Annotated in this window: 14 protein-coding genes; 8 read left to right on the top strand and 6 right to left on the bottom strand. The window is 62.6% G+C overall.

From position 1 onward, the window contains the following. Positions 1-11: 11 nt before the first annotated feature. From bshC to pheS, 4 genes are all read right to left on the bottom strand, one after another. Positions 12-1,607 carry a bacillithiol biosynthesis cysteine-adding enzyme BshC gene (gene bshC, locus HBN54_RS07275; protein WP_168672520.1) on the bottom strand — a complete coding sequence of 532 codons (1,596 nt, stop codon included), beginning with the start codon at positions 1,605-1,607 and terminating at the stop codon, positions 12-14. A 184-nt stretch (positions 1,608-1,791) separates the two neighbouring features. Beyond that, complete coding sequence (rimO, locus tag HBN54_RS07270; RefSeq protein ID WP_168672519.1) at positions 1,792-3,105, bottom strand: 30S ribosomal protein S12 methylthiotransferase RimO; 1,314 nt, start codon at positions 3,103-3,105, stop codon at positions 1,792-1,794. An 81-nt stretch (positions 3,106-3,186) separates the two neighbouring features. After that, entirely contained in the window at positions 3,187-3,810 is a 624-nt protein-coding gene (locus HBN54_RS07265) for a Uma2 family endonuclease (RefSeq protein ID WP_168672518.1), read from the bottom strand. A gap of 41 nt (positions 3,811-3,851) precedes the next feature. Continuing rightward, positions 3,852-4,937, bottom strand: a complete 1,086-nt coding sequence (pheS, locus tag HBN54_RS07260) for a phenylalanine--tRNA ligase subunit alpha (RefSeq protein ID WP_168672694.1) — start codon at positions 4,935-4,937, stop codon at positions 3,852-3,854. Between the two features lie 100 nt (positions 4,938-5,037). Here pheS and HBN54_RS07255 point away from each other — a divergent pair, with 100 nt between their 5' ends. From HBN54_RS07255 to HBN54_RS07240, 4 genes are all read left to right on the top strand, one after another. Further along, positions 5,038-5,676: a hypothetical protein gene (locus HBN54_RS07255; RefSeq protein ID WP_168672517.1), complete on the top strand. Its 639-nt coding sequence runs from the start codon at positions 5,038-5,040 to the stop codon at positions 5,674-5,676. Positions 5,677-5,943: 267 nt separating this feature from the next. Further along, positions 5,944-6,288, top strand: coding sequence for a hypothetical protein (locus HBN54_RS07250; protein ID WP_168672516.1), 345 nt, complete (start codon positions 5,944-5,946; stop codon positions 6,286-6,288). 174 nt (positions 6,289-6,462) lie between these two features. Beyond that, positions 6,463-6,885, top strand: a complete 423-nt coding sequence (locus tag HBN54_RS07245) for a hypothetical protein (protein WP_168672515.1) — start codon at positions 6,463-6,465, stop codon at positions 6,883-6,885. 181 nt (positions 6,886-7,066) lie between these two features. Further along, complete coding sequence (locus HBN54_RS07240; RefSeq protein WP_168672514.1) at positions 7,067-7,441, top strand: hypothetical protein; 375 nt, start codon at positions 7,067-7,069, stop codon at positions 7,439-7,441. An 89-nt stretch (positions 7,442-7,530) separates the two neighbouring features. Here HBN54_RS07240 and HBN54_RS07235 read toward each other — a convergent pair whose 3' ends face one another. After that, positions 7,531-8,784 carry a M16 family metallopeptidase gene (locus tag HBN54_RS07235; RefSeq protein ID WP_168672513.1) on the bottom strand — a complete coding sequence of 418 codons (1,254 nt, stop codon included), beginning with the start codon at positions 8,782-8,784 and terminating at the stop codon, positions 7,531-7,533. A gap of 331 nt (positions 8,785-9,115) precedes the next feature. Between HBN54_RS07235 and HBN54_RS07230 the strand changes: the two genes are divergently transcribed. Further along, entirely contained in the window at positions 9,116-11,506 is a 2,391-nt protein-coding gene (locus HBN54_RS07230) for an ATP-binding protein (protein WP_168672512.1), read from the top strand. On the opposite strand, the gene HBN54_RS07225 is transcribed toward HBN54_RS07230, so the two are convergent. Further along, complete coding sequence (locus tag HBN54_RS07225) at positions 11,503-12,222, bottom strand: LytR/AlgR family response regulator transcription factor (RefSeq protein ID WP_168672511.1); 720 nt, start codon at positions 12,220-12,222, stop codon at positions 11,503-11,505. The two genes, HBN54_RS07230 and HBN54_RS07225, sit on opposite strands and share 4 nt — an antisense overlap. Before the next feature lie 491 nt (positions 12,223-12,713). Between HBN54_RS07225 and HBN54_RS07220 the strand changes: the two genes are divergently transcribed. The 3 genes from HBN54_RS07220 to HBN54_RS07210 all read left to right on the top strand — a co-directional run bounded on the left by HBN54_RS07220 (position 12,714) and on the right by HBN54_RS07210 (position 15,747). Continuing rightward, positions 12,714-14,693, top strand: coding sequence for an alpha-ketoacid dehydrogenase subunit alpha/beta (locus HBN54_RS07220; protein WP_168672510.1), 1,980 nt, complete (start codon positions 12,714-12,716; stop codon positions 14,691-14,693). A 78-nt stretch (positions 14,694-14,771) separates the two neighbouring features. After that, positions 14,772-15,386 (top strand): hypothetical protein, encoded by a 615-nt coding sequence (locus tag HBN54_RS07215; RefSeq protein ID WP_168672509.1) that lies wholly within the window; start codon positions 14,772-14,774, stop codon positions 15,384-15,386. Continuing rightward, positions 15,307-15,747 (top strand): hypothetical protein, encoded by a 441-nt coding sequence (locus tag HBN54_RS07210; RefSeq protein WP_168672508.1) that lies wholly within the window; start codon positions 15,307-15,309, stop codon positions 15,745-15,747. Before HBN54_RS07215 ends, HBN54_RS07210 begins: the two co-directional genes overlap by 80 nt. The last annotated feature ends 13 nt before the right edge of the window (positions 15,748-15,760 follow it).

The following is a 15,760-nucleotide window of genomic DNA, read 5'->3' as shown; positions in this document are numbered from 1 at the left end:
AACACGCTGTCTTACTCCTCCTCCAGCACCGTAAATTCCAGCGCCAGCGGCTCAAACGCCTCAATCAGCTGCGCAATAAAGCCGGGGTTATTAATCAGAATGCTCAGCACGTTCTCGCTGCGCTCCTGCAGGCCGCCGCCGGGAAACAGCTTTTCCTTGAGGGCAGCCAGCTGGGTGTAGGCGGTTTCATTCTTGGTTTCGGCGGCTTTGCTCAGGCGCTTTTCGAGGCCGGCGAGGCTGGCGGCGGCTTTCTGGGCTTCGGCGGCCACCGTTTTCACCAGGGTGGGGTCGAGGCGCTGGGCTACGTCCTGCACCTGCTGGAAGGCGGCGGCCAAGGCCTGCTGCTGCTCCTGCAGGCTGATTTCTTCTTGGCCCAGGGCGGCACCCACCTGCTTCTTAAGGTCCGGCAGGGGCCGGAAAATCTCGGGCGTGGTCAGGCCCAGCTTTTTCAGCTTGCCCGCGTTGGCCCGGCTGATGTACTCGGCCGAATTGCGCGGCAGCACCATCGGGAACGGCACGTCAAAGGCCGCAAACACGTCCTTCAGCTGGAACCAGTACGCCACCTCGGCCCCGCCGCCGATGTACACCAGGTTCGGCAGCAGGATTTCCTGGTACACCGGCCGCAACACCACGTTGGGGCTGAACTGCTCGGGGTGCGCCTGGGCCAGGGCCAGCAACTCGGCCTGGCTGTGGCACTTGGCCGTGTTGCGAATGGTCACTTCCACGCAGTCGGCCCCGCTGGCGTCGGGCTCCAGGCGCTCGCGCTTGCCCTCGTCGGTGATGAAAAACAGGTTGATGGGCCGCGAGTACACCTGCGGCTTGTAGCCGGCGGTTATCAGCCGCTCGTTGGTGGCCTGCACGGCGGCGTTCGAAACCTGCGCCTCAATTTCTTTGGTCAGCAGCGGCACCAGGGCCTGTTTCAGGGCCGGGCGGTCGGCGTCGAGCGTCACCAGGCCGTATTCGCCAAACAGCGAATCGGCCAGCTTGCGGGTGGCTTCGGCCAGGTTCTTCGACGTGGAATACGCTTCGTGGAAAGCGGTGGGCACTTCGGGCGGCAGCTGGCTCAGCAGCTGCTCGCTCAGGCCGTCGAGCAGCAGGCGGCCCACCGGTCCGCCGGTGCCGGCGGCATCCCAGGCGTAGGTTTTACCAAAGAGCGAGAAGTGGTTGATTTCGGCGAAATCGTGGTCCTCCGTGGCCATCCAGTACACCGGCACGAAATCGTGCTGCGGGTATTTGGCCTTCAGCTCCTGGCTCAACTTAATGGCCGACACGATTTTGTAGATGAAATACAGCGGCCCGGTGAGCAGGTTGAGCTGATGCCCGGTGGTGACGGTAAACGTCGTTTCCTTCGTCAGCAATTCGATATTGGCTTCAATAGCCGCCGCCGCGTTCGGGCCGTATTGCTCGCGCAAAGCCGCTACCAGCCGCTGCCGCGCTTCGGGCGTGTAAGTAGCCTGCTTCTCCTCCATTTGAGCGGCGAAGTTTTCGAGCGTCGGAAAGCGGTTATAAAACGGGGCCAGGACCGGGTTTTGGGCAATATAATCAGTCAACAGGCCCGAGAAAGCGCCGGTTTCGGCGTAGGGCAGCGTGGTACAACGAGTAGGCATGGGGGTAATACGAGCGGGGCCGGGTTCGGGGCGAACCTGTGCCAATGGCAAAAGTCCGCACAAAACCCGGCCCCGCCGGAAAAGTTAGTTTTGGGTTGTAGAGGCGCATCCCTACGTCTCATCGTCCGTGCCGTTTAAAGGTGCCAAAAGGTGTCGTTTAACGACGAGGCGCAAGCATGCGTCCCTACACCAGCTTACCGTACAAATCGAAGTCCGTTGCGGCGGTAATCTTCACGTTCGCAAAATCGCCGAGGCGCACGAACGTGTCGCGTTCCACTGGCACCAGCACCTCGTTGTCCACTTCCGGCGAGTCGAACTCCGTGCGGCCCACAAAGTGGCCGCTCTCCTTGCGGTCGAACAGCACCTTGTAGGTCTGGCCCACGCGGGCCTCGTTCAGCTCCATTGAAATGCCCTGCTGCAATTCCATGATGGCGTCGGCGCGCTCCTGTTTCAGCTCAGCCGGCACGTCGTCCACCAAAGTGTGCGAGTGCGTGTTTTCCTCATGTGAGTAAGTGAAGATGCCCAAACGCTCAAACCGCGTCTGCTCCACGAAGTCGTACATCTCCTGGAAGTCCTGCTCCGTTTCGCCGGGGTGGCCGGCGATGAGCGTGGTGCGCAGCGCGATGCCCGGCACGCGCTGCCGAATGGTGTCCACCAGCTCGATGGTGCGGCGCTTGGTGATGCCCCGGCGCATGCTTTTCAGCATGGCATCGGAACCGTGCTGTAGGGGCATATCGAGGTACTTACAGATGTTTTCGCGCTCGGCCATCACGTCCAGCGCATCGAGCGGGAACTGCGAGGGGTAGGCGTACTGCAGCCGAATCCAGTCGATGCCGTTCACGTCCGACAGGTTGCGGAGCAGGTCGGCCAGCTTGCGTTCGCCGTAGGCTTCCAGGCCGTAGTAAGTCAGGTCCTGGGCAATGAGAATCAGCTCTTTGGTGCCCATGCTGGCGAGGCGCTTGGCCTCCTTCACCAGGTCCTCAATCTTGCGGTCGACGTGCTTGCCGCGCATCAGCGGGATGGCGCAGAACGAGCAGGGGCGGTTGCAGCCCTCCGCGATTTTGAAGTAGGCGTAGTGCTTGGGCGTGGTAATCAGGCGCTCGCCGATGAGCTCGTGCTTGTAGTCGGCGTTCAGCACCTTCAGCATCTGGGGCAGCTCCAGGGTGCCGAAATAGGCATCTACCTGCGGGATTTCCACCTCCAGCTCGTCCTTGTAGCGCTGCGAGAGGCAGCCCGTCACGTAGAGCTTATCCAGGCGGCCGGCCTCCTTCTCGTCGGCGTAGCGCAGAATGGTGTCGATGCTTTCCTGCTTGGCGTTATCAATAAAGCCGCAGGTGTTGATAATGACGATGTTAGCGTCCGACTTCTCGGCCTCGTGGGTCACGTCGAAGTCGTTGGCCACGAGCTGGCCCATCAGGACTTCGCTGTCCACGATGTTCTTCGAGCAGCCGAGGGTGATGACGTTTACTTTATTGGTGGTCTGATTTCTAACTTTCACAATCGCTGATTTATACTGATTAACCGTGATTTCGCTGATTCTCAGTTTTCAGCGAAGCGGGATATTTTGTTTCTTAATTTTTTAGCGCAACGTGGCCAGCGCAAAGGCGAAGCCGGGCAGTACGTCCTCGCCGCTCAGGGTTTCGTCGAAGGACTTTACCACGCTCACCGAGCCATCGGCGCGGAACACGCGGGCGGTTTCCATTTTGGGGTCGATAAGCCAGGCCAGGCGGCAGCCGTTGGCAATGTATTCCTGCATTTTAGCCACCAGCTCGGTTATGGCATCCGAGGGGCTGAGCAGCTCGACCACAAAGTCCGGGCACAGCGGCGGGAATTTCTCCTGCTGCCCGGCGGGCAGGGTTTGCCAGGTTTCGGCGCGCACCCACGCCGCATCGGGCGAGCGCACCGCGCCGTTGGGCAGCCGGAAACCGGTGGAAGAATCGAAGACGAAGCCTGGCCGGCCTTGCCGATTCCAGATAGTTAAGTCCGTAAGCAGCTCGCTGTTGCGGTTGCCTGTCGTTCCTCCGGTCATGTTCAGGTATTCAATGGTGCCATCGGCGCGGCGCTCAAACTTCAAATCAGGGTTGCGCTGGCAGAATTCATAGAATTCGTCCTCGCTCATGTGATTGAAGCGCTCGGACAGGCTGATGGCCGGCGCACCGGCTTCCAGCTCAGGGTCGGCAAAAGGCAGAATGAGGTTTACCATAACCATCGCAACAGCGGTTTAAAGCCAAATGATTCAAGTGCCTACAGTGCCTCAAACTGCCGCAGGAAGCGCATGTCATTCTCCGTGAACAGGCGCAAGTCCTTAATCTGGTACTTGAGCATGGCAATGCGCTCGATGCCCATGCCCCAGGCGTAGCCGGAGTATTTCTCGGGGTCGATTTTGGCGTTTTCGAGCACGGCGGGGTCCACCATGCCGCAACCACCAATCTCTACCCAGCCCGAGTACTTGCAGATGTTGCAGCCCGCGCCCTTGCAAATCAGGCAGGTGATGTCAATTTCCGCGCTGGGCTCGGTGAAGGGGAAGAAGCTGGGCCGGAAACGGATGTTGATATCAGCCCCGAATAGCTCCTGCACGAAGTAGTACACCGTCTGCTTCAGGTCGGCGAAACTCACGCCCTCGTCAATGAAAATGCCCTCCACCTGATGAAACATCATGTGCGCCCGCGCCGAAATGGCCTCGTTGCGGAACACCCGGCCCGGCATCACCCGCCGGATGGGCAGCGGCTCGGTTTCCATCACGCGCACCTGCACGGTGCTGGTGTGGGTGCGCAATAGGTGGGGTTGTGGATTGGTGGATTGGTGGGTTTGCGAATTGTCGTCTGCAGAATCCACCATCCCACCAGTCCGCGACTCCACAAAGAATGTGTCCTGCATATCCCGCGCCGGGTGGTTCTCGGGGAAGTTGAGGGCCGTGAAGTTGTGCCAGTCGTCCTCAATCTCCGGCCCCTCGGCCACGGCGAAGCCAATGCGGCCGAAGATGCGCAGCATCTCCTCGCGCACCAGGCTCAGGGGGTGGCGGGTGCCCAGGGCGTTGGGCACGGGGGGCAGGGTGTAGTCGAAATCGGGGTTGGCGGGGGCGTTGTCGGCGGTGGCTTCGGCGGCCTGCTGGGCCTCGTCGAAGCGGGCCTGGGCCTGCTGCTTCAGGGCATTTAGCTGCTGGCCCACAGCGCGTTTATCCTCGGCGGGCACGGTCTTCAGCTGGTCGAATAAGTCGGCCAGCCGGCCCTTGCGGCCGAGGTAGCTGATGCGAAAAGCATCAAGTTCGGCGGGATTATTCAGTTCGGCCGTCGTAATTTCGGCCGTCAGCGCGGCAATGGATTCCTGCATCATAGCCCGCAAAGTTACGGCAAGGGTCCGGCCCTGGCCGAACGTTTCGCAAACACATTCAGTTACGCCGTTTATAAACCATCCACAAAAATCTCCTGCCATGAAGCGCGCTCTATTCTTTTTACTTATCAGCGGAGGATTAGCTACTTCCGCCGCCGCCCAAAGCGGAGGCTGGGATGCTCCGAGTGGCTGGGATACCCCCAAAAAGGCTCCGGCTAAGAAAACCACCAAAAGCAGCTCGTCGGCTGCCGGCCAGAAGGCTGCCCAGAACGGCGGCGCGGCCGCAGTAGCGCCCGAAATGCCGGCCGCTGCGCCGGCCCCCGAGGTTGCGGCCCCGGCCGATAAAGGTGGCTTTGGTGGCGGCGGTGGTGGTGTATCCGGTGGTGGCGTGGCCAGTGGCCAGGGCATTTCGGTAGCGCCCGGCGCGCCCGTAATCATGCGCGGTGGCCGTAGCGTGATGGCCGATGACGCCGCCGCCATGCGCGAGCGCCGCCTCAACCGCAAGCCGCGCCACGAGAAGCCCTGGCCCCCGCGCCCAGCCACGGCCCTCATGCCGGCCGAGCCCGCCCCCGCCGCTGCTGCGCCAGTAGCCGCCCAGGCCAGCACCGGTGCCGCTAATGCTGCCAACGGGGCCGAAATGGCTCCCATGGCCGCCGCGCCCAAAGCCGGTACGCCCGCCAAAGCTCCTGCCAAGGCCGCCGCGCCCAAAAAGAAAGCGCCCGAGCCGATGGGCTGGTAATCGTAGTGCGGGGTAAGCTGAAAGGCTGTTTACCCGTTGAAATCTTCAAAACAGCAGAAAGCCCGGCCGGGTCCTGAAAAGGGCCGGCCGGGCTTTCTGCTGTTTTTCATGCTGTCTCTAATGAGTCTGGTGCGGCGGCGGGCTGCTGGCGCTGGGTAGGCCGTGGGCGTGGACCCCGCCGCCGGGTTTCGCGTATGCCTGGAACCGGGTCGCGTTGCGGCGCGGGTTTTTTGAACATCCTGTCCCTCATTACCCAAACCCTCGCTTATGATTCGCTCCATCCTAACGCTGACTCTGGTGCTGGCCCTGGCTACGGAAGCCTCCGCCCAAACGGCCCCCGCTACCAAAACTGCCGCCCGCGAAACCACGCCCAAAACCACCACGCGTACCAAAGCTGCCATGCGCCAACCGACCCGGACTGCCCGGCCGGCTACCATTACCTCAACCGGTACCATGGCCGATTTGCCGACGAGCACCAAAGGCCAGACGCAAAGTATTTATGCGGCTCCAGGCCAGCCCATTGTAGTGCCCGAGGGCAAAGTTGGGCCGTATGATGGTAAGGCAGCCGGCCGCCACACCACCAAAGGCGGCACAACGCTGTCGCCGCGCTGAGGTCTTATTCCGGATTTTGTCGATGAAACGGCCCGATTGGTATGCGTTTGCGCACCAACCGGGCCGTTTTGCGTGGGCCGGGCAGGAAGAAGATAAAGTTGGCACGCTTTTCGAAATGTACCCTAACAGCTACACGAACCAACTTTTCCCTCCCCACTTCTTTTTCCTTCAGCCATGTTCCGCTCCATCCTTACCCTTGCCTTGTCGGTGTTCCTATTGGCTGAAGCCAGTGCCCAGACCACGCCCATCGCCGCCAAAAAGAAGACCACCAAATCGGTAAAAGCCACGGCCCGCGCCGCCAAAAAAGCCCGCCGCGTAGCCCTCAAAACCACCCCCACCACGGCCGTGATGAATGACGGCTGGCCTCCCCTCGAAACCACGCAAACTGCCGTGGCCAGCACCACATCCGCCACCGACGGCGGCTGGGGCGCCGTTGCCCCAGGTGCGAGCACCTCGCGGGGCGAAATTGACAACGCCAACGTGTATGCGGCCCCCGGCATGCCGGTGCACATCCGCACCAGCAACGGCATGGTGCCCTACAGCGTGCGCCCGCCCCGCAAGTCGGCTACCAGCAGCCAGACCACGCTCGGCAACTAATTCGGCCCGGTGGCGGCCCGGTTGGGTAAATCCCGACCGGGCCGCCTTGCGTATTGCCATTCGGCTTCCGTCGTTCGACTTCACCCGCTGTGGGCCGTGGTGCGTATGACGGGAGCCGGTTCGCTTTCGGCCCGTCGGGGCAGTCACTTTCCCATCACTTCACTTTTTTAATAATCCATCGATGCTACGCTACTTTTTCGTCACGCTGCTGCTGGCTACGTTTGCCGTAACCGGGGCCAATGCGCAAACCGGAACCCGTACCGCCCGCAAAAAAATCGCGCCCTACTCCACGCGGGGGGCTCGCCGGGCCCCCAATATCAACCCCCACACCGGCAAGCCCTACGGGGCCGGTGTGTCGCAGGATATTAAGGATGGTACGGCCTACCTCGCGCCCGGCGTGCCCATGCGCAAGCAGGTGGGCTACCAGAACAACGGCGGCTACAACGACAACCGCACCCCGCGCCCCCGCTACGTTAAGCCCGCCAACAGCACCCTCAGCCGCGACAGCAATGTGCCGGTAGCCCCCGGCAAAACCAAGGTAAAAATCAAGCGCTAGTAAGATATCACCTGGTCATCTAGCGCCACATCAACGGTCATGCAGAGCGCCGCGAAGCATGACCGGTTTTTAACAACCCGTCCTAGAATCTACGCCGGTTCCGCTACGGCAGTGGCTTCGTAGTACATCGTATTGCAGTTTTCGGGGCGGAGCACCAGCTGGGCCATGGCGCGCACGTCGGCTACGGTCACGGCCTGGATGCGGCGGCTTTCATCGTTTACCAAGTTGGCGTCGCCTTGCAGCTTGCTGTACGCCAGGTTCATGGCGCGGTTCAGAAGGTCAATTTCGCCAAAAACCAAGCTGCTTTCGGCTTGGTTTTTTACTTTTTCGAGCTCGTAAGCGTCCACATCCCCGGTCAGGAATTCGGCTACCACGGCCTCTACGGCAGCATCGGCCGTTTTCAGGTCCACGCCCTCGTTCAGCTTGCCGCTGATGACGAGCAGGCCGGGGTCGAGCGAGCCGGTGAGCGACGCCGAAATGTTGTTGAACAGGGCCTGCTCCTTCACCAGCCGCTGGTGCAGCCGCGCCGATTTGCCGTGGCCCAGCATGTCGCTGAGCAAGTCTACGGCGTGGTAGCGGGCATCGCCCCGGGCGGGCATGTGGTAGGCCTTGTACAGGGCGCTGAGCGGCACTTCGGCCTGGGCCGTGAGGTGACGGGCCTCGGCCTGGGCGGGCTCCTGGGGCAGCTGGCGCTGGTAGGCCGGCCCGCCGGCAATGGGCCCGAACCACTTCTCGGCCAGCTGGCGCACGGTGGCGGCGCTCACGGCCCCGGCCACCACCAGCACGGCATTCTGCGGGGCGTAGTGCTTCTTGAAAAAGCCGCGCACGTCGTCCATTACGGCATTTTCGATGTGCGCAATCTCCTTGCCGATGGTGTTCCACTGGTAGGGGTGGGTGTGGTAGGCAAGGGGCTTGAGCTGGAGCCACACGTCGCCGTAGGGCTGGTTGAGGTAGCTCTGCTTGAACTCCTCCACCACTACTTTGCGCTGCACTTCGAGGCCGTTTTCGGAGAAAGCCAGGTTCAGCATCCGGTCGCTTTCCAGCCAGAAGCCGGTTTCGAGGTTGGCGGCGGGCAGCGAGAGGTAGTAGTTGGTGACGTCGGCCGAGGTGAAGGCGTTGTTTTCGCCGCCCACGCGCTGCAGCGGCTCGTCGTAGCTGGGGATGTTGACGGAGCCCGAAAACATCAGGTGCTCAAACAGGTGCGCGAAGCCGGTGTGCTCGGCGTCCTCATCGCGCGAGCCCACGTCGTACATCACGTTGAGCACGGCCATGGGCGTGCTGAAATCTTCGTGCACGATGCAGCGCAGGCCATTATCGAGGGTGAATTCGGTGAAATGAATCATAGGGAAAGCAATGGAAAGGGCTAAAGGTACGAGCCACGCCCAAGGCTGTTAACCCCGGAAAAGCCCGGCGGGTTTGCCGCGGCTCCAAAAACCTACCGGGCTTTGCAAACCGGTCCGCCGGTGCTGCTGCCTTTGCTGGCGGTGCCCGGGCATTTGGGGGAGGCGCAGCCACATACGCGAAACCGATGACTAAAGCGTTATCAGGAACCGCGCCCGGCAGTTCAACCAGAAAAAAACGCCGTTGGTCCGGCCAAATCGACCGTTGGCTTACTTGCCAGTCGCTAAATACGGCTTCTTCCTGACCTTTATTAGCTGCCCTTGCCCTTGTTTTATGCCCGAAACGTTACTCGCCGCCCTTGCCATTGAAGCCCCTGCTACGCTTGCCGGGGCCGTGGCTCGTATCGCGGCTCTCGAAGAAGCATTGGCACTGGCCCGCCAGGAAGCTGCGGCAGCCGCGCAGCAGCGGGATTTCTACGAAACCATCCTGCATAGCCTGCCATCCGAAATAGGGGTGGTCGATACCGAATTCCGCTTTCAATACCTCAACCCGGCCGCCATGGCCGACGCCGCCGCCCGCCAGGCCGCCCAGGGCAAGACCCTGGCCGAACTGGCCCCGCAGCCCAGCTGCCCGCCCGAATTCACCCCCCGGCACCGCGCCCTGTTTGACCGCGCCCAGGCCGGCCAAGTGGTAGAGTGGACCGAAGTGGTGGCCAAGCCCACCGGCCCGCGCCATTTTCTGCGCCGCCTGCAACCCGTGTTTGGGCCGGATGGGGCGTTGGCGTGGTTTATCGGCTATGGCCTCGATGTGACTGACCAGGAACAAGCCCGGCAGGCCCTGGCCGACGAGCAGGCCTTCACGCGGCAGGTGCTGGACACCACGCCCAGCATGATTTACGTGCGCGACCGGGCTGGCAATTTTCTGTTTCAGAACCGCGCCATTCAGGAGCTCTACATTGCTGCCCGGTTGGAAGGCGATGCTGAAAGCCGCCGCCAGACCCGGGATGCTGAGCTCGCCCGCTTCGCCGAAATTGATGCCCTGGTAATGGATGGCGACCAGGAAATAGTGGTGGAGGACTGCTTCACCCTGCCCGATGGCAGCATGCGCTGGTACCACTCGACGAAGCGCCCGCTGCACCGCCCCGACGGCACGGTGCACGTGCTGGGCGTGAGCACCGATATCACCGAGCTAAAGGCGGCCCAGCTGGCCGCCGAAGCCGCCGCCACGGCCCGCCAGAACTTTCTGGCCAACATGAGCCACGAAATTCGCACGCCCCTCAACGGCGTGCTGGGTATGGCGGCCCACTTGGCCAAAACGCCGCTCGACCCGCGCCAGCAGCAGCTCATCGACATTATGCAGCGCTCCGGGCAGCACCTGCTGAGCGTGGTAAACGACGTGCTCGATATGGCCAAAATCAGCTCCGGGAAGCTGGAAATGGAGCAGGTGGCGTTCAACCTCTGCGAGTCGGTGAGTGCCGCGCTCCAGCCGCTGGCGTTGCAGGCCACCGAGAAAGGGCTGGTTTTTGAGGGCAAGTCGCTGCGCGTGAGCTGCCCCCAGCCCTGGGTGATTGGCGATGCGCACCGCCTCAACCAAATCATTATCAACTTGGTAAGCAACGCGCTCAAGTTTACCGAGCGCGGCACCATCAACGTGTCGAGTGAGCTGCTGGCGGAAACCGCCGACAGCCTCACGGCCCGGTTCAGCGTGGCCGATACCGGCATTGGCATCGCCCCGGCCCAGCAGGAGCGCATCTTCGAGAGCTTCACCCAGGCGTATGCCGATACCAGCCGCCAGTTTGGCGGTACCGGCTTGGGGCTGAGCATTGCCCGGGCGCTGGTGGCGCAGCTGGGCGGCACCCTCACCATGACCAGCGCCGTGGGCCAGGGCACCACGTTTGTGTTTAGCGTGACGCTGCCCAAAGCCCCGGTACCGGTGCTGGACGAGGGCTTCACCGCCGCCTACGACACCCGCCAGCTGGCCGGGGTGCGCGTGCTGATGGTGGAAGACAACGAAATAAACCGGGCCGTGGCCCAGATGACGCTGGCTCCCTGGGGCGTGGTGCTGGAAGAAGCCGTGGACGGCCCCGCCGGCCTGGCCTGCCTCGAAGCCAATACCTACGACCTCGTGCTGATGGATATCCAGATGCCCGGCATGAGCGGCGTGGACGTGACCCGGCACCTGCGCCAGCTGCCCGATGCGCGCCGGGCCAATACGCCGGTTATTGCCCTCACCGCCAATGCGTTTCAGTCAGATGTCGAGCACTACCTCGCCGCCGGCATGAACGATTACCTGGCCAAGCCCTTCGATGAGGAGGTGCTGTACCACAAAATGGTGGCCTTGCTCGAAGTGCCGGCAGCGCCGCTTTATGACCTGTCGCGCCTGCGCCGCCAGTCGCAGGGCCGCCCCGCGTTTGTGGAGCAGATACTGCGCTCCTTCCTGGCCAACATGCCGGTGAGCCTGGCGCAGCTGCACGCGGCCGCCGCCACCCTGCACTGGGCGCAGGCCGCCGAAATAGCGCACCACATCAAGCCCAATTTGCTGGCTCTGGGCATTGCGGGCGTAGCTGCTCCGCTGGATATTCTCAACCAGGCGCATCCCAAGGCGCAGTGCCCAATGCCTGCGCCGGAGCTGCTGGCGGAAGCCGTGGCGCAGCTGGCCGGCGTGGTGGGCCGGGTACTGGCCGCCTTGCCGGCCGAGTTGGCCACCCTGGACGCGGCCCGCTAGAGCGGGGCCAGCCGCCGCATCAGCTCCGCTTTGTGGAGCTTGCCCACGGGGATGGTATAGGGGCCCAGCACCAGCTGGTGGTCGTCTACCGCGTCGATGCGGTGGGTATTGGCAATGTAGGAGCGGTGCACCCGCACGAAGTGGCTGAACGGCAGCCGCTCCTCCAGGCTCTTGAGCGTGACGTGCACAATGTGCTTGTGCGTGGCCGTGACCAGCACTGAGTACGTGGACAGGGCCTCGATGTAGAACACCTCGTCGAAGTTGATGCGAACCAGCCGGCCGTTGACTTTGGCAAAAATGTTGGCATTATCGGCAATGGGCGCGGGGGCGGCGGCGGCCCGCGGCCAAAAGTCGCGCACCTGCTGCACGGCCTGCAAAAAGCGCACGTAGTCCACGGGTTTCAGCAGGTAGTCGGCCACGGGCAGCTCGAAGGCCTCGGCGGCAAAGTTCTGGTGCGAGGTCACCAGCACAATGGCCGGCAGCGGTTGGGGCAGTATCCGAATCAGCTCCAGGCCGTTGAGGTGGGGCATTTCAATGTCCAGTAGCAGCAGGTCAACCGGCGGGTGCGTTTGCAGAAAGTGCAGGGCGGCCAGGCCGTCCGGCAGCGTGGCGGCCAGCTCCAGGCCGGGGGTGAGGGCCACAAAATGCTCCAGGGCCAGGCGGCTCATCTCGTTGTCGTCTACGATGACGCAGGTAAGCGGGATTAAGTCGACCATAGATAGACGGCAAGCAGCGGATAACTGCCCGGAAGAGTGGGGTGCGCCGACAGCGGCAGGTAATTACCACGGTAAGCTGCTGGGGATTATGATGAAAAATTAGCAGATAAACACGATTGCAGCGTTGGGGGGAAAGAAGGAATGGATGTCAGGCCTCAAGGTGCTGATTTTCCCTTGGGATTCCTACGTTTTTCGCCCTCCCATCCGTTTTCGCTCCCTCGTGCTCATCCTCCGGAAGCTGCCCGGATGCGGGTTTTGCGGGCGATAATGATGCTGCCTGGCAGTTCATTAGCCGGTCGGGCTGGGTTTGGCGGAGCCCCGCTGCTTCACCAGTAAACAATTGCCAGTGCAATAAAGGTGCCTCGGCGAGCTGAGCCTGACCACCAGGGTGCGGGCAAAAAGAAAAGCACCAACCGATAGCCTGCGCAAAAGGTAGCCCGGCGCGGCCCCTGCTTTCCTACCTTTGCCCACCCTAACCCACCCACTTCGTCATGACTTTTGACCGCCACGACCTATCCAACGAAACCCTCCTGCACCTCTACCAGCACCTGCTGCGCCCCCGGCTGATTGAGGAAAAAATGCTGATTCTGCTGCGCCAGGGCAAGGTGAGCAAGTGGTTTTCGGGCATCGGGCAGGAGGCCATTTCGGTGGGCAGCACCCTGGCCCTGGACGCTGACGAGTACATTCTGCCCCTGCACCGCAACCTGGGCGTGTTCACGGGGCGCGAGGTGCCGCTGGGCCGCCTGTTCGCGCAGTGGCAGGGCAAGCGCCTGGGCTTCACGAAGGGCCGCGACCGCAGCTTCCACTTCGGCACCAACGAGTACCACATCGTGGGCATGATTTCGCACCTCGGCCCGCAGCTGGCCGTAGCCGGTGGCATTGCCCTGGCCGATTTGCTCGATAAAAAGCCGAAGGTGACGCTCACCTACTCCGGCGATGGCGGGGCCAGCGAAGGCGACTTCCACGAGGCCCTGAACGTGGCCGCCGTGTGGCAGCTCCCGGTCATTTTCATGATTGAGAACAACGGCTACGGCCTGAGCACGCCCAGCAACGAGCAGTTCCGCTTCAAGTCCTTCGTAGACAAAGGCCCGGCCTACGGCATGGAAGCCGTGCAGGTCGACGGCAACAACGTGCTGGAAGTGTACACCACCGTGAAGCGCCTGGCCGAAGACCTCCGCCAGAACCCGCGCCCCGTGCTGGTGGAAGCATTGACTTTTAGAATGCGCGGCCACGAGGAGGCCAGCGGCACCAAGTACGTGCCCCAAAGCCTGATGGAAGAGTGGGCTGCCAAAGACCCGGTGGAGAACTTCGAGAAATGGCTGCTGGCCGAAGGCATCCTCACCGAAACCGCCAAGCACGGCATCCGCGAGAAAATCAAGGCCGCCATCGAGGCCGGCCTCCAGGAAGCCGACGCTGAGCCGATGCCCACGCCCGACATCGCCGAGGAAATTGCCGATATGTACCAGCCCTTCGAAGCGCCCGTCACAGATGCGCCGCAAGACGCTCCAACCCGCGAAATCCGTTTCATCGATGCCATCTCGGAGGGCATGAAGCAGAGCATGACGCGCTACCCCGAACTCGTGCTCATGGGCCAGGACATTGCCGACTACGGCGGCGTGTTCAAAATCACGGAAGGCTTTGTGGCCGAATTCGGCAAGGCGCGGGTGCGCAATACGCCGCTGTGTGAGTCGGCCATTGTGGGCATTGGGCTGGGCCTGAGCATCAAAAAGAAGAAAAGCATGGTCGAGATGCAATTTGCGGATTTCGTGACCTGCGGCTTTAACCAGATTGTGAACAACCTGGCCAAGAGCCACTACCGGTGGGGCCAGAATGCCGACGTGGTGGTGCGGATGCCCACCGGCGCGGGCAGCGCGGCCGGCCCCTTCCACTCCCAGAGCAACGAGGCGTGGTTCACGCACGTGCCCGGCCTCAAAGTGGTGTACCCCAGCAACCCGCACGACGCCAAGGGCCTGCTCTGCGCCGCGTTTGAAGACCCCAATCCGGTGCTGTATTTCGAGCACAAGATGCTGTATCGCAGCCTGTCGGGCCCCGTGCCGGAGGCGTACTACACCACGCCCATCGGCCAGGCCGCGTTGGCGGCCGAAGGCACCGAAATGAGCATCATCACCTACGGCATGGGCGTGCGCTGGGCCCTGCAAACCTGCCAGGACCTGGGCGTGTCGGCCGACATTCTCGACCTGCGCACCCTGCTGCCCTGGGACCAGCAGGCGGTGCGCAAAACGGTGGAGAAGAACGGCCGCATCCTCATCCTGCACGAAGACACGATGACGGGCGGCATCGGTGGCGAAATCGCGGCCTGGATTGGCGAGAATTGCTTCGAGCACCTCGATGCGCCCGTGCGCCGGGTGGCCTCGCTGGATACCGCCATTCCGTTTGCGCCGCCGCTGGAGGCTGCGTTTTTGCCCCAGCAGCGCCTGCGCGAGCAGGTGCAGGCCCTGCGCAACTACTAACCGTGGGGTTGGCGCGGTTTTCGCGCGTGGCCCGCGTATCTTTCTGTCTCTGATTTAATTGGTTCTACCCGCTGCGTGGTGAAATACTGTTTGCCCTCCGTCGTGTTCCGGTCCTTGCTGGGCGTGCTGCTGCTGGCCGCGCTGGGCAGCTGCACGCTCTACCACAAAGTGTTTCACCCGTACCGGCTGCCCACGCCCAAGCCGTCGCCGGAGTACATTGCTCAGCAAAAACAGAAGAAGAAGGACGAAAAGCTGAAGAACGACCTGGCCAAATCGGCCGTCTCGGCCCGGAAAAAATCGGGCGATGCGACCCCGGAAGCCGCTACCGATGTCTCGACGCCCAGCAACGCCGGGGCCACCGCCAGCGCCAGCACCGCCGATAGCAAAGGCAGCGTGTACCCGGAGCGCTCCACGGTGCGGTACGACAAGCACGGGCTCATGAAAAAGCCGAAGCTGAGCCGCCGCAAGCGCCACAAGGTGAGCAAGGGCTTCCATCCCATCGAGTCTATCCGCAACTTCTTCAAATACGGCCTCCATGCAAAACCCAACTACAGCCCCGACCACCGGCCGGCGCCCAAGCAGCCCAGCGCTACGCCCGAACAGGAATTGCCCGATGAAGCCATGCCTACTCCCGCACCCGCAGCGCCCGCTACGGAGCCCGCGCCAAGCTCCGCACCTGGCGGCAAGCCTTAGCCGGCTGCTGGGCCTGCTGGCCGTAGCCGTCTTTCTACTGAGCACCGCCCCCGCCCGGGCCCAGATTGAGCCCACCAAGCCCGGCAAAATAAAAGCCGCCAACCGCCGCGCCCTGCGCGAAGACCGCACCACCGAATCGCCCTACAAAGACAGCCACCTCGACGTAACCCGCGTGCAGCTCAAGCGCGGCCGGAGCACCCAGGCCGTGCCCGAAACCCGCAAAGACCTCGACTACAAAACCGGCACCGCGCCCAATGTGCAGCCTCCTGGTTTCCTGGGCCTGCGCCGCAAAAAGACCAATCTGCAACGTCCGCCCGCCCAGTCCGGCAACAAAAAGGACGGGCCCCACGAAAAAGAATGAGCCGCGCAGCGGG

The organism is Hymenobacter artigasi, from assembly GCF_012275535.1.
Classification (GTDB): Bacteria; Bacteroidota; Bacteroidia; order Cytophagales; family Hymenobacteraceae; genus Hymenobacter; species Hymenobacter artigasi.
Note: the sequence above shows the minus strand (reverse complement) of the source record. Positions and strands in the feature narration are given on the sequence as shown.

Excerpts from the sequence above, each read along its gene's own strand:
- HBN54_RS07210 (WP_168672508.1), top strand. The coding sequence starts at position 15,307 with ATGAAGCCATGCCTACTCCCGCACCCGCAGCGCCCGCTACGGAGCCCG.
- pheS (WP_168672694.1), bottom strand. The coding sequence starts at position 4,937 with ATGCAGGAATCCATTGCCGCGCTGACGGCCGAAATTACGACGGCCGAA.
- HBN54_RS07265 (WP_168672518.1), bottom strand. The coding sequence starts at position 3,810 with ATGGTAAACCTCATTCTGCCTTTTGCCGACCCTGAGCTGGAAGCCGGT.
- HBN54_RS07240 (WP_168672514.1), top strand. The coding sequence starts at position 7,067 with ATGCTACGCTACTTTTTCGTCACGCTGCTGCTGGCTACGTTTGCCGTA.
- HBN54_RS07245 (WP_168672515.1), top strand. The coding sequence starts at position 6,463 with ATGTTCCGCTCCATCCTTACCCTTGCCTTGTCGGTGTTCCTATTGGCT.
- HBN54_RS07225 (WP_168672511.1), bottom strand. The coding sequence starts at position 12,222 with ATGGTCGACTTAATCCCGCTTACCTGCGTCATCGTAGACGACAACGAG.
- HBN54_RS07230 (WP_168672512.1), top strand. The coding sequence starts at position 9,116 with ATGCCCGAAACGTTACTCGCCGCCCTTGCCATTGAAGCCCCTGCTACG.
- HBN54_RS07255 (WP_168672517.1), top strand. The coding sequence starts at position 5,038 with ATGAAGCGCGCTCTATTCTTTTTACTTATCAGCGGAGGATTAGCTACT.
- HBN54_RS07235 (WP_168672513.1), bottom strand. The coding sequence starts at position 8,784 with ATGATTCATTTCACCGAATTCACCCTCGATAATGGCCTGCGCTGCATC.
- HBN54_RS07220 (WP_168672510.1), top strand. The coding sequence starts at position 12,714 with ATGACTTTTGACCGCCACGACCTATCCAACGAAACCCTCCTGCACCTC.
- bshC (WP_168672520.1), bottom strand. The coding sequence starts at position 1,607 with ATGCCTACTCGTTGTACCACGCTGCCCTACGCCGAAACCGGCGCTTTC.
- HBN54_RS07250 (WP_168672516.1), top strand. The coding sequence starts at position 5,944 with ATGATTCGCTCCATCCTAACGCTGACTCTGGTGCTGGCCCTGGCTACG.